Here is a 12,458-nt window from a genome sequence, read left to right as displayed (position 1 = left end):
AGCTATTCTCCGACGCCAGCGGGCTCCGCCTTGCTTGGGCGGGCCAATTGCACCAGTGGCACGCGCCGCACGCACCAGAGTGCGAAGATGGCGACGGCCAGCGCGATGAGCTGGCCTTCATGGATGGCGCCCACCAGCGCGACTCGCGCAATCTCGATCAACGACGTACCGTCCTGGCCTTGATGCGCCAATTGTGCCAGGAACTGCGTCTGCGCCGCCGGGTTGACCAGCATCTGCGGGTCGTTCAGTTCCGGCAGCCATTGCGCTGACGCGCCGTGCAGCGTGGACTCGACACCGCTGAAATAGCTGTGGCTGACCATGGTGCCGACGACCGCCGTGCCCAGCATGCCGCCGATCATGCGCAGCGATTGCAACAGCGCCGTGGCGATGCCCAGGTGCGTGCGGCCCGCGGTCTGCTGCGCGAACACCGTCAGATTGGGCATGATGAAGCCCATGCCCAGGCCGGCCATCATCATGTAGGCGGCAATCAGCACATGCGACGTGTAGCTGTGGGTGGTGACGATGCCCAGGCACGCCAGCGCCATCAGCAGAAAGCCCGCGTAGAGCATGCGGTTGGGGTTGCGGATGCGAGTGATGATGCGGCCGTTGATGATGCTGCCCACGGTAATGAACACGACCATCGGCGTGATCAGCATGCCGGCGTCTTGCGGCGACAGGCCAAAGCCGCCTTGCAGCAGCAGGGGCGCGTAGAACAGCAGCGAATACATCGTCACGCCCACCAGCAGCGCCAGCGTGAACAGCGTGGCCAGGCCGCGGTTGCGGAACATGTCCAGCGGCAAGAGGGGGTGCGGGCAGCGCTTTTCCCACCACACCAGCAGCACGAACGAGGCGATGCTGCCCAGGCCCAGCAGCACGATGGGGCCGCTTATTCCTTCCTTGGGCAGCAGTTCCACCAGCAGTTGCAGGCTGCCCAGCGCCAGCGCGACCAGCAGGGCGCCTTGCCAGTCCAGGCGAACCTTGCCGGACGTGTGGTTGCGCAGGTGCGGCAGGTAACGCGCCACGAACCACAGGCCCAGGATGCCGATGGGCAGGTTCACATAGAACACGGACCGCCAGCCGTAGTGTTCGGTCAGCGCGCCGCCCAGCGTGGGGCCGACGGCGTTGGCAATGCCAAAGGCCGAACTCAGCATCACCTGCCAGCGCAAGCGCACGTGCGGGTCGGGAAACAGGTCGGGGATGGAGGCGAATGCGGTGCCCACCAGCATGCCGCCGCCGATGCCTTGCAAGGCCCGCGCCAGCACCAGCGACAGCATGCTGTCGGCCGCGCCGCACAGGGCCGAGGCCAGCGTGAACAGGATGATGGCGGCCACCACGAAGGGCTTGCGCCCGTAGTAGTCGCCCAGGCGGCCGAAGATCGGCACGGTGATGACCGAGGTCAGCAGGTAGGACGTGGCCACCCAGGCGTACAGTTCAAAGCCCTTGAGCTCGGCCACGATGGTGGGCAGCGCGGTGCCCACGACCGTCTGGTCGATGGCGACCATCATCATGACGAAGCACATGCCCAGCATGGCCAGCAGCGTTTGCCGGAACGGCAGCACCTGGCCGGGCGAATGTGGGGTACTTGGGGTGGGGGCGGACATTGTTGGATGCATCAACGATTGATGGATCAATCATTCTAGTCCTACAATCCGCAAACAGAAAGTCGTCAGATTCGCGGGCTTGAATGGACGGCCTCGCGGCGCTTCGGGCTGGCAAGCAAGTGCGTTTTTGGTGTCATGGTCTGACAAGGCCTCGCGAAGCCGGTCTGATTTGTTACGATAGCGAAATCTGCACGCTGGTCATGCTGGCGTCTTCAGCAGTCCTTCCTTGGTAGACCCTTCCTTCCTGAGCCGCAGCCGCAAGCTTTCGGCAGGAGCGGGGACTCGCCCTGAAGGCAGACAGTTCCATCCGGCGCGCGGTTTTTTCCGCCGCCACAGCACCATCCACGCGCGTCGCGCGGTGGGCGGCATCCAAGAATTTCCAGTCGAGGTACCGACGGGGCAGCAATGAAAACGTGGTTCAAGCGCATTTTGATAGGCCTGGTAGTGTTGGTTGTCGTGGCCGTCGTTGGCCTGGCCATCTTCTTGCTGACATTCGACCCCAACGCGTACAAGTACAAGCTGGAAGAGCTTGTACAGGAACGCTATCACCGTACCCTGACGATCGACGGCGAGATCGAGCTATCGCTTTTTCCGCGTATCGGCCTGTCTGTGCAGGGCGTGTCGCTGTCCGAGCCCAATAGCTCGGACATCTTCGCCTCCATCGAAAGCACGCGCCTTGCAGTTGCCGTGTGGCCCTTGCTGTCCAACAGCTTCGTGGTGGACCATGTGGCCATCAGCGGGCTGAAGGCGCGCGTGGTGCGCGGCAAGGACGGCCAGTTCAACTTCAGCAATCTGGTGGGCGGCACACCGGCCATTACCACCGAGCCGTCCAATCCGGCAGAAGCGCTGGTGGGGGCAGCCCAGACCGCGGCCCAGGCGATCACCAGCGGCACCTTGCCGGCCACGCGCAACAACATGCAGATCGACATCGCCGGCCTGGACTTGAAGGACGGCGAAGTGCTGTTGCAGGACGCCATCTCGGGCATGGCCGTGGCGGTGACGAAGATCAACGCCAACACCGGACGCGTCACATTCAACCAACCTTTTGACGTGCGCCTGACGGCCCGCGTGGAAGGCGGCAACCCGCGCGTGGACGCCAACCTGACGGGGCAGGCGCTGTTGACGCTGGACCCGTCGGCCAAGCGCTACGCGGCCCAGAAGCTTGACTTGCGCATGGACGGCAAGCTGCCCGGCGCCGAGGCCAAGAGCCTGGCCATGCGCGGCAACCTGGCTTTCAACGGACAGAAGTCGTCGCTGGATATCGCGGGCCTTGAAGTGGTGTTCCAGGGCGACATCACGGACCCTGCCGCGCGCGCCACCAATGTGGAAGCCAGCGTGGCCATGCCCAAGCTGGCCATCGACCCCCACAAGAGCCAACTGCAGATTGAAAAGCTGGCCGTGCGCGCCAAGGGCGGATCCGCTGATGGCCCCTTTGAATTTGCGGTGGACGCGCCCGCGCTGAACATTTCGCCCACGTCGGCGACGGGCGAAGCCCTGACCGGACGCGTGCGCCTCAGCGGCCTGGACGCCAGCTTTGGCTTGAACGGCATCAGCGGCAACGCCGCCGAGCTGGACATCAAGGAAGCCAAAGTCGACAGCACGTCCAAGAACGGCGAACGCGTCGTGAAGCTGAACTTTGCGTCGCCGCTGAGCTTGAACCTGTGGCAGCGCACCGGCAGCCTGTCCGCGCTGCGGGGCGACGTCAACATTACCGACCCCGGCCTGCCCAAGGGCAACCTGCAGATTCCGGTGATCGGCAGCGTGAACGTCGACCTGCTTAAAGACCAGGCCACCAGCAAGATCAATGCCGTGCTGGAAGGCGGCAAATTCGATCTGAGCGCCGACATCACCAAGCTGTCCGAAATGCCGGTGGTGAAGTTTGCGCTGGCGGTGGATACGCTGGACCTGGACAAGCTGGCGCCGCCCGTCGTGCCGGCCCCGGCCAAGCCGCCCGCCGACGGCAAGAAAGACGAATCCAAGCCCGCCACGCCGGCGGCCCCGGCCGCGCCCGTGGACGACACCATCGACCTGTCTGCCCTGGTGGGGCCCAGCGTCAATGGCACCTTGAAGGTCGGCAAGCTGGTGGTGCGTGGTTTGAAGGCCGATGAGGTGTCGGCCGTGGTCAAGCTGGACAAGGGCAAGCTTGAAATCTCCAGCCTCACGGCCGGCCTGTATGGCGGCAAGCTGGCGGGCGCCATGTCGGTGGACGCCGCGCAAGGCAATCAACTGGCCACCAAGATGTCGCTGGCCGGTATCTCCATCGAGCCGTTGCTGATGGACCTGGTCAAGCGCAACATGCTTAGCGGCACGGGCAGCCTGGCGCTGGACTTGAAGACCGCCGGCGCCAATGCCTACGCCATGAAGAACGCCCTGGGTGGCAGTCTGCAAGTGCGTTTGCGTGATGGCGCCGTCAAGGGCATCAACCTGACGCAGACGCTGCGCGAGCTGAAGGCGGCGTTCAAGCCGGAATCGCAAGACGAGACCGTGCCGGCCGACTCCAGCAAGCAGACTGAATTCTCGGAAATGGACGCGGACCTGGCCTTTACCAAGGGCGTGGCGGCGGTGAAGCGCTTGAACATCGTGTCGCCGTTGTTGCGCGTGACTCAGGGCTCGCCGGCGAATATCGACTTCGTGAAAAGCGAGCTGGACGTGGTGGTGCGCGCGCGCGTCGTCAACCCGGCGGCTGCCCCCGAAGGCCAGGAATTGATCGACCTGAAAAACGTGACCATTCCCGTGCACGTACAGGGTCCGTTCGAAAAGCCGACGTACACCTTGCTGTGGAAAGACGCCATCGGCGGCATCCTCACGCGCAGCCTGGAAAACAAGCTGCGCGAGGCCGTCACGGGCAAGGGCAAGGGCGGCGAGGCCGTGGACAAGGCTTTAAAGGGATTGCTAGGGAAATGAGCACCGATACGTTCCAGCCCATCGCACAATGCGGCACCACTACCCAGCCCAATGCGGCGGCTTATCACCGTCAATGGCTCATTGCGAATGATTCCGGCCAATGGCTGAATCGCGAGCTGTGTCCCAAGCTGGCCGATGTGTCGGTGGAATTGCGGCTGGGCTATCTGGTGCTGAAAGCGCCCGGCATGCTGCGCATGGACATTCCGCTGGACGTCATCGAAGACGACGACAGCGTGCGCTACAGCATGAACGTGGGCGACCAGACCATAGATGTCATCGACGAAGGCGAACTGGCCGCGGCCTGGATTTCGAACTTCGTGCAGGTGCCCTGCCGCATCATGAAGGTGCACCCCGACACGCCGGTCACAAACTGGCCGGCCTGACCTACTGACCGGCCTGACTAGCCGCCGCGCGGGCAGGGCTCGCGCTAGCGCCGGAGCCCGAGCCCGAGCGCTATAGGGCTAGACGCGGCGCTTGAACTCGAATGCCGCGTGGGCCAGCAGGCCCGCCACCAGGCCCCAGAAGGCTGACCCGATACCCCAGAAACTGAAGCCGGACGCCGTTGCCAACAAGGTGATGAGCGCGGCTTCGCGCCGTTGCGGGTTGACCATGGCGGCGGACATGCCGCCCATGATCGTGCCCAACAATGCCAGGCCCGCCAGCGCGGCCAGCAGGGCGGCGGGCAAGGCCTGGAAGAAGACGGCCACGGCGCCCGCCACCAGGCTCAGGGCCACGTAGCCCAAGCCATAAGTGGCGGCGGCGATATAGCGCTTGCCAGGGTCGGGATGGGCTTCGGGGCCGGTGCAGATGGCGGCGCTGATGGCGCCCATGGTGACGCTGTGCGCGCCGAAGGGCGCGGCCAACAGTCCCAACAAGCCCGTGGCGGCCACGATGCGGGACGCGGGGGGGCGATAGCCGGCCGCTTGCAGGATCGCCAGGCCGGGCAGGTTTTGCGACGCCATGGCCACCACGAAGAGCGGAATGCCCAGGCTGACCACCGCCTGCATGCTGAACGTGGGCGTGGTCCAGACGAATTCCGTCAAGCGCCAGTCCAGCAAATCCAGCCGGATCATGTCCAGCGCGAACGCCAGGGCAATGGCCACCACCATCACCAGCAGCACCGCATAGCGCGGCGCCCAGCGCCGGCACAACAGATAAGTGGCGCACATGGCCAGCACCAGGCCGGGCTGCAGGGCGACGTTGCTGAAGATACCCATGCCGAAATTGAGCAGCACGCCGGCCAGCATGGCGGCGGCGATTTCGCCGGGGATGCGGCGCAGGATGGGGTCGATCCAGCCAAACAGGCCACAGGCCAGCGTCAGGCCGGCAGCCAGCATGTAGGCGCCGATGGCCTCGTTGAACGGGACGCCTACCAGTGCCGTGACCAGCAGCGCGGCGCCGGGCGTGGACCACGCCATGACGATCGGCAACCCGGTGCGCAAGCTGTAGAACGCGCCGCCAAACCCAAAAGCCAGGCTAAGCGAGCCGATCCACGAGCCGATGCGGGCCGCGTCCAGCCCTGCCGCGTGGCCGGCCTGCACCATCAGCACGGCCGTGCCGCCAAAGCTGACCAGCACGGCCACCACGCCTGCGGCGATGGCCGATGCGGACACATCGCGGCGCGCGTGGTGGGAATTCGAGGGAAGGGGGATACCGCCTTGCGTGGCGTCGCTCATGCGGCACCGGTCAGGCGGCGGTACTTGGCCATGAGCTGTTCCTGGCCTTCGTTCCACTGGGGGTGCAGTTCAATGCACTCCACGGGGCACACCACCTTGCACTGGGGTTCGTCGTGATGGCCGACGCACTCGGTGCATTTGTCGGGGTCGATGACGTAATAGTCATCACCCATGGAGATCGCGTCGTTCGGGCACTGGGGCTCGCAAACGTCGCAATTGATGCATTCTTCGGTGATGAGCAAGGCCATGGTGGGCAGCGGTGTAAAGCCGGGGGCGGCTGCCATTGTACCGCCGGCCCGCAAAGCGCAAGAAGGGCGCAAGATGCGCCCTTCGGGATGGTGCGTGCTGGCCGATCAGCCCGGCCAGGATTGCTCGCGGCGCTCCTTGGCTTTTTCCTGCAACCAGCGTTCCACGGACGGGAACACGAACTTGCTGACGTCACCGCCCAGTTGGGCGATTTCGCGCACGATGGTGCCCGAAATGAACTGGTATTGGTCCGACGGCGTCATGAATAGCGTTTCAACGTCGGGCAGCAGATGGCGATTCATGCCGGCCATCTGGAATTCGTATTCGAAGTCGGACACGGCGCGCAGGCCGCGCACGATGACGCGCCCGTTCTGGTCGCGGACAAAGTCCTTCAGCAGGCCGCCAAAGCTTTGCACTTCCACGTTGGGATAGTGGCCCAGCACTTCGCGGGCGATCTCAACGCGCTCGTCGATGCTGAAAAAAGGCTTCTTGTTGCGGCTGTGGGCGATGCCCACCACGACCTTGTCGAAAAGCGTGGCCGCACGGCGGACCAGGTCTTCGTGGCCCCGGGTCAGCGGGTCGAAAGTGCCGGGATATACAGCGATGATCATGCGAGCTCCGTACCGTTATTAGTGGTGTACACCATCCTCCGAAGCTCGGATTATTGATCTATTTCCGCAATGCAGCAAATTCCAACAGGTGGTAGTGGACCGCACCTGCCTTGTCCTGCCGCAAGATCTGGAATCCTTCCGGGGCTTCGATGGGGGCTTCCGCCTCGACGTAGACGAGGCCGTGCTCGTTCAGAATGCCGGGCAGAATGGGCCAGAGGCGCGCCAGCCAACCCTGTCCAAAGGGAGGGTCCAATAGGATGAGGTCAAAGCGGGACGCATCCATGCGCTCGGCAACCTGCATGGCGTCGCCCACATGGATGCGTATCATGTCGGCTTTGAGCTTGTCGCGCAGTGTCCGCAGCGCGGACGCGGCGGTCTTGTCCCGCTCGACCATCTGCACATGCGCCACACCGCGAGAGGCCGCTTCAAAGCCCAGCGCGCCACTGCCGGCAAACAGGTCCAGCACCTGCTTGTCGGCGAACTCGCCGGCCCAAAGATGATTCAACCAGTTGAACAGCGTTTCGCGAACCCGGTCGGGCGTGGGGCGCAGCGTCTCCACGTCGGGAACGGCGATGGGGGTGCGCCTGTATTGGCCCCCGACGATACGAATATACTTGTTACCCATGTTTAGCCGCTTCTTCAAGAAAAAATCCCCTCCGCCCGCCGCACCGGCTCAGCCCGTGCCGCCGCCGGAGGTCGTGGACGCCGCCGTGGCGCCCACGGAGCCCGCCGCCGCGCCGGTAATACCGCCGCCCGCGCCGCGTCCCGAGCTTGCCGAGCCGGTGTCTGCACCTGCTCCCGCGTCCGCCGTGGACCCTGTCGCCGCACCGGTTTCGCCTGCAATTGCACCGCCGGTTTCTCCGGCTGCGCCTACCGTGACACCGGCTGCGCCTGCCGTCGCGCCGACTGCTGCACCGGTCGCCGCACCGAGTGTTTCAGCGCCGGTTGCCGCACCGACGCTGACGCGGACCACCCCACCGACTTTGACGCGGACCGCTGTACCGACCAATTCGACGCCTGTTGCGGCGCCTGCGCCGGTGGTTTCACCGGCGCCCGCCGCGTCAACCGCGCCGGCCATCGAGCCGGTCCGAGCCCCTGAACCGACGGCTGCGCCCACGGTTTCGGTAGCGCCGACTGCCGCGCCAGCACCGATCGTAACGCCGGTAACTACTACGCCAACGCCTGCGCCTACACCCGCACCCGCCGAAGCGCCCAAGAAATCTTCCTGGCTGTCGCGCCTGAAGCAGGGCTTGTCGCGCACCGGGCAGAGCATTGGCGGCATTTTCGTTGGCGTCAAGGTCGACGAAAGCCTGTTCGAGGAACTCGAATCGGCGCTCATTATGGCCGATGCGGGCCTGGAGGCCACCGAGAAGCTGCTGACCGCGCTGCGTGCGCGGGTCAAGAAAGAACGCATCGAAGATCCCGCCAAGGTGAAGACGGCGCTGCGCCAGTTGCTGGCCGACCACCTGCGCCCGCTGGAGCGCGGCTTCAACCTGAATAGCGCAAAGCCGCTGGTGGTGATGATTGCCGGCGTCAACGGCGCGGGCAAGACCACGTCCATCGGCAAGCTGGCGCACACGTTCCAGCGCCAGGGCGCAAGCGTGCTGCTGGCGGCAGGCGACACCTTCCGGGCTGCCGCTCGCGAACAGCTGGTGGAATGGGGCAGCCGCAACAACGTCAGCGTGATTTCGCAGGACGGCGGCGACCCCGCCGCCGTGGCGTTCGATGCCGTCAACGCTGGTCGCGCGCGGGGCATGGGCGTGGTCATGGTGGACACCGCTGGCCGCCTGCCCACGCAGTTGCACCTGATGGAAGAGCTGAAAAAGATCCGCCGCGTCATCGGCAAGGCGGATGCATCGGCGCCGCACGAAGTGCTGTTGGTGGTGGACGGCAATACCGGCCAGAACGCGCTGGCGCAGATTCGCGCCTTTGATGCCGCCATCAACCTGACGGGCCTGGTCGTGACCAAGCTGGACGGCACCGCCAAGGGCGGCACGCTGGCCGCCGTGGCTGCGGGCAGCCAGGGCGTGCGGCCGATTCCGGTGTATTGGATCGGCGTGGGCGAAAGCCTGGAAGACCTGCAACCCTTTGTGGCGGACGAGTTTGCTGGCGCGTTGCTGGCGGACTGATCCGACGATTGCCGGACTGCAGAACGGGACGACGCCCAGGCGCCGTCCCGTTTTGTTTTCAACTGTCCAACTGACCCATCGCCGGGTCGCTGATGCCGTCCTTGCCCGTTTCCATGCGGCCCGCCAAGCGCCGCTTGAACGCCGGGTAGCCGTCGCAGGCTACCGCGAAGTCGTACCACTGGCCGCTGGCACTGACCGGCCAGCTCAGTTCGCCGACCTGCCCCGCCGCCACCGTTGCCGTCCATGGGCCATCGCTGCGATAGGCCATGGCCTGCACCGTGAAGACGCAGTCTTGCGTGCCGTGGTTGTGCAGTTTCACTTGTATTTGGGCGTTGTCGCACGGCACGTAGCAGACCTGAATTTCGGGCTGTGCGCCAGCCGCGCGCATCAAGTCGCCCGCGAACGAGCGGTGGTAGCCGTTGGGACCCAACACCCACAAGTCGTACTGGCCGCTGTCGCCCGACACGTCCCAGACATCATCCAGCGATTTGCCCGCTTCGACCACATAGCGGCGTGGAATGCGGTCCAGGTGCAGCTTGTCGTACACGTGAAAGACCGCTGCCGTTTGCGCACTGCTGGCGTTGGCAAACAATAGCTGCACGCGGTTCTCGCGGGCTTGCTCGCGCGCGCTGGTGTGCAGCTCATACGGCAGCGCGCGCGACGGGCGCGTGCCCGCAGCCTGCTTGGCCAGCGTTTGCTGCGCAGGGATGGCGATGGCAGGCTGCGCTTCTTGCCACGTCGTCAACCCGTCGGCATCCGTCTTGGTCGTGCGGCCCGACAGGGTCGGCAGGGTGGCGCTGTTGGGCGATACGAAATTCAAGGTGGACGTCAGGTCGCCACACACGGCACGGCGAAAGGCGCTGATGTTGGGTTCGACCACGCCAAAGCGCTGCTCCAGAAAGCGCAGCGCGGACGTGTGGTCAAACACTTGCGAATTGACCCAACCGCCACGGCTCCAAGGTGAAATCACCCACATCGGCACGCGCATGCCGGGGCCGTACGGCTTGCCATCGGCCGTCAGTTGCTTGGGCGTGGCGGGCGGGTAGGTGAAGTATTCAAAGGCCATCTGCGCATCGCTCAGCGTGGACTTGCCGGCCAGCGTGCCGTCATCGTTGCGCGACGGCGCCGACGGCGTGGGCATGTGGTCGAAGAAGCCGTCATTCTCGTCATAGGTCACCAGGAATACCGTCTTGCTCCAGACCTCGGGCGACTGCGTCAGCGCATCCAGCGCGGCCTGGATGTACCACGCGCCCTTGGCGGGGCTGGACGGGCCGGGGTGTTCGCTGTAAGCGGCCGGCGGAATGATCCACGACACTTCCGGCAGCGTGCCGTTCATGACGTCATCGCGCAGGCTTTGCAGAAAGCCGCCGTCGGGCATGGTGTTGCCAAAGCCCTTGGCCAGCGGGCTGTACAGGTCGTCGATGGCGGGGTTGTACGCGGGGCCGCCCTGGTTGGTGACCTGGCGGTCGGCAGGCATTTTTTCGATCTCGGCGCGCCAGTGCCGAAAGCTCATCATTTCGTTGCAGCCGAAGTTGTCGGGAATGTTCTGGTAGACCTTCCAACTGACGCCGGCCGCTTGCAGCCGGTCGGCGTAGGTGGTCCACGTCCAGCCTTCGGTGGAGGGGCCCACGTCGGCGCCGTCGTTCCATTCGTTCATCACTACCGACACGTTGTCGCCCGATGGGCCGTTGGTGCCGGTCCAGAAGAACAGGCGGTTCGGGATGGTGCCCGCGTGCATCGAACAGTGATAGTTGTCGCACAGCGTGAAGGCGTCGGCCAGCGCGCGGTGAAACGGCACTTCGGCGGTTTCGTAGTAGCCCATGGACAGCGGCTGCTTGGCGCTGGGCCACTTGTTCATGCGGCCGTGGTCCCACGCGGCCTGGCAGTTGGGCCAGGAGTGCGGCGTGCTGCCCGCGCGCTGCGCGTTGCCCAGCGTGGTGTCCAGGTGATAGGGCAGTTCTTCGGTGCCATCGCTGCGTGTCTGGTGAAAGACCGATTTGCCGTTGGCCAGCGGAATGGGAAAGCGGTCGCCAAACCCGCGTACGCCGGGGAAGGTGCCGAAGTAGCCGTCGAAGGAACGGTTTTCCAGCATCAACAGCACGACGTGCTTGACGTCCTGGATGGTGCCGGTGGCGTTGCTGGCTTCAATGGCCAGAGCCCGGCGGATGCTGGGTGGGAACATCGACAGCGCGCTGACCGCGGCGGTAGCGCCCACGGTGGTCTTGAAGAACTTTCTTTTGGATGCGTCGAACGTCATTGGCTTGCCTGTCCTGGTGATCGATGGGAAGTGTGCTCAAGGGGCGCAATGCACGGCACATGCGGCGGGCGTCGTGGTGGGCGGGGCGGGAGTCGGTTCGTCAGTGCCGTTGTCGTCGTCGCCGCAGGCGGACAACACGAAGACCAGCGACAAGGCGCAAAAGGCCGCAAGGCCTCGTCTTGCATAGGCGGATAAGCAGGATGGGTTTTCCATGATTCGGTCATTGTGGGTGGCTGACGGCCCGCCAGGGGCCGTCATGCCGTCACACAGGACGAATGTCGGGCGAATGCAGCGGGCAACGATTGCGCCCAACGCCTGATGGCGGGGCGGCAACAACCCAGTATTGGCGCCAAGGATGTCGAACGATTGACCGAGAGCTGACCCGTCGCTGACTATGGCCCTTTTTTTGAAACGCCATGCGAGATGCGTTTCCAGGAGCAACCCGCAACGCGGCGTGTCGCGCAAATGGAGTACCAGGGGACCGTAGGATGGGTGGAGCGCGAGAAGCCCTTCAGAAAAGCGCAATAGACGAACGCGCGCAACCCATCAGCCGCCGGTGGAGATATACCGGATCGCCGCAAGATGGGTTACGCGCGAAGAGGCGTCAGCGACCTAGTCGCCGTCCGCGCGCGCTGCACCCATCCTACGATGTGGTCGCCGAGTTCGTAGGATGGGTGAAGCGCGAGAAGGCCTTCAGAAAAGCCCAACAGACGAACGCGCGCAACCCATCAGCCACCGGTGGAGATATACCGGATCGCCGCAAGATGGGTTACGCGCGAAGAGGCGTCAGCGACCTAGCCGCCGTCCGCGCGCGCTGCACCCATCCTACGATGTGGTCGCCGAGTTCGTAGGATGGGTGAAGCGCGAGAAGCCCTTCAGAAAAGCGCAATAGACGAACGCGCGCAACCCATCAGCCGCCGGTGGAGATATACCGGATCGCCGCAAGATGGGTTACGCGCGAAGAGGCGTCAGCGACCTAGCCGCCGTCCGCGCGCGCTGCACCCATCCTACGAGATCATGGTTCGTCGTGAAAA

At 64.8% G+C, this 12,458-nt stretch carries 10 protein-coding genes; 3 read left to right on the top strand and 7 right to left on the bottom strand.

Annotated features, from left to right (window positions below; translation table 11 throughout):
* Positions 1–2: 2 nt before the first annotated feature.
* Positions 3–1,601 carry an MDR family MFS transporter gene (locus tag ELS24_RS26055; RefSeq protein ID WP_050448042.1) on the bottom strand — a complete coding sequence of 533 codons (1,599 nt, stop codon included), beginning with the start codon at positions 1,599–1,601 and terminating at the stop codon, positions 3–5.
* A 405-nt stretch (positions 1,602–2,006) separates the two neighbouring features.
* Between ELS24_RS26055 and ELS24_RS26050 the strand changes: the two genes are divergently transcribed.
* On the top strand, positions 2,007–4,505 hold the full coding sequence (locus tag ELS24_RS26050) for an AsmA family protein (RefSeq protein WP_050448041.1): 2,499 nt from the start codon (positions 2,007–2,009) through the stop codon (positions 4,503–4,505).
* Positions 4,502–4,888 (top strand): MOSC N-terminal beta barrel domain-containing protein, encoded by a 387-nt coding sequence (locus ELS24_RS26045; protein ID WP_050448040.1) that lies wholly within the window; start codon positions 4,502–4,504, stop codon positions 4,886–4,888. Before ELS24_RS26050 ends, ELS24_RS26045 begins: the two co-directional genes overlap by 4 nt.
* 78 nt (positions 4,889–4,966) lie before the next feature.
* Here the strand turns inward: ELS24_RS26045 and ELS24_RS26040 are convergent, their stop codons facing one another.
* The 5 genes from ELS24_RS26040 to ELS24_RS31115 form a co-directional block, all read right to left on the bottom strand.
* Positions 4,967–6,181 carry a benzoate/H(+) symporter BenE family transporter gene (locus ELS24_RS26040; RefSeq protein ID WP_127185770.1) on the bottom strand — a complete coding sequence of 405 codons (1,215 nt, stop codon included), beginning with the start codon at positions 6,179–6,181 and terminating at the stop codon, positions 4,967–4,969.
* Positions 6,178–6,429, bottom strand: coding sequence for a YfhL family 4Fe-4S dicluster ferredoxin (locus ELS24_RS26035; RefSeq protein ID WP_006221659.1), 252 nt, complete (start codon positions 6,427–6,429; stop codon positions 6,178–6,180). The genes ELS24_RS26040 and ELS24_RS26035 overlap by 4 nt, the downstream gene beginning before the upstream one ends.
* Before the next feature lie 105 nt (positions 6,430–6,534).
* A complete protein-coding gene (gene coaD / locus ELS24_RS26030; protein ID WP_046807920.1) occupies positions 6,535–7,038 on the bottom strand; it encodes a pantetheine-phosphate adenylyltransferase in 504 nt (167 codons plus the stop codon).
* Positions 7,039–7,096: 58 nt separating this feature from the next.
* Complete coding sequence (rsmD, locus tag ELS24_RS26025) at positions 7,097–7,663, bottom strand: 16S rRNA (guanine(966)-N(2))-methyltransferase RsmD (protein ID WP_050448038.1); 567 nt, start codon at positions 7,661–7,663, stop codon at positions 7,097–7,099.
* Positions 7,664–7,711: 48 nt separating this feature from the next.
* Complete coding sequence (locus tag ELS24_RS31115; protein WP_205736938.1) at positions 7,712–8,047, bottom strand: hypothetical protein; 336 nt, start codon at positions 8,045–8,047, stop codon at positions 7,712–7,714.
* A gap of 67 nt (positions 8,048–8,114) precedes the next feature.
* On the opposite strand from ELS24_RS31115, the gene ftsY reads away from it, so the two are divergent.
* Positions 8,115–9,167 carry a signal recognition particle-docking protein FtsY gene (ftsY, locus tag ELS24_RS26015; protein WP_417222327.1) on the top strand — a complete coding sequence of 351 codons (1,053 nt, stop codon included), beginning with the start codon at positions 8,115–8,117 and terminating at the stop codon, positions 9,165–9,167.
* Positions 9,168–9,225: 58 nt separating this feature from the next.
* Here the strand turns inward: ftsY and ELS24_RS26010 are convergent, their stop codons facing one another.
* Positions 9,226–11,424 (bottom strand): phosphocholine-specific phospholipase C, encoded by a 2,199-nt coding sequence (locus ELS24_RS26010; protein ID WP_127185769.1) that lies wholly within the window; start codon positions 11,422–11,424, stop codon positions 9,226–9,228.
* Positions 11,425–12,458 lie beyond the last annotated feature (1,034 nt).

Source organism: Achromobacter spanius (genome assembly GCF_003994415.1).
Taxonomy (GTDB): Bacteria; Pseudomonadota; Gammaproteobacteria; order Burkholderiales; family Burkholderiaceae_B; genus Achromobacter; species Achromobacter spanius_C.
This window is presented reverse-complemented; position numbering and strand designations above follow the sequence as displayed.

Bases quoted from the DNA above. Each gene is read 5' to 3' on its own strand.
- ELS24_RS26055 (WP_050448042.1), bottom strand. From the start codon at position 1,601: ATGTCCGCCCCCACCCCAAGTACCCCACATTCGCCCGGCCAGGTGCTG.
- ELS24_RS26050 (WP_050448041.1), top strand. From the start codon at position 2,007: ATGAAAACGTGGTTCAAGCGCATTTTGATAGGCCTGGTAGTGTTGGTT.
- ELS24_RS26045 (WP_050448040.1), top strand. From the start codon at position 4,502: ATGAGCACCGATACGTTCCAGCCCATCGCACAATGCGGCACCACTACC.
- ELS24_RS26040 (WP_127185770.1), bottom strand. From the start codon at position 6,181: ATGAGCGACGCCACGCAAGGCGGTATCCCCCTTCCCTCGAATTCCCAC.
- ELS24_RS26035 (WP_006221659.1), bottom strand. From the start codon at position 6,429: ATGGCCTTGCTCATCACCGAAGAATGCATCAATTGCGACGTTTGCGAG.
- coaD (WP_046807920.1), bottom strand. From the start codon at position 7,038: ATGATCATCGCTGTATATCCCGGCACTTTCGACCCGCTGACCCGGGGC.
- rsmD (WP_050448038.1), bottom strand. From the start codon at position 7,663: ATGGGTAACAAGTATATTCGTATCGTCGGGGGCCAATACAGGCGCACC.
- ELS24_RS26010 (WP_127185769.1), bottom strand. From the start codon at position 11,424: ATGACGTTCGACGCATCCAAAAGAAAGTTCTTCAAGACCACCGTGGGC.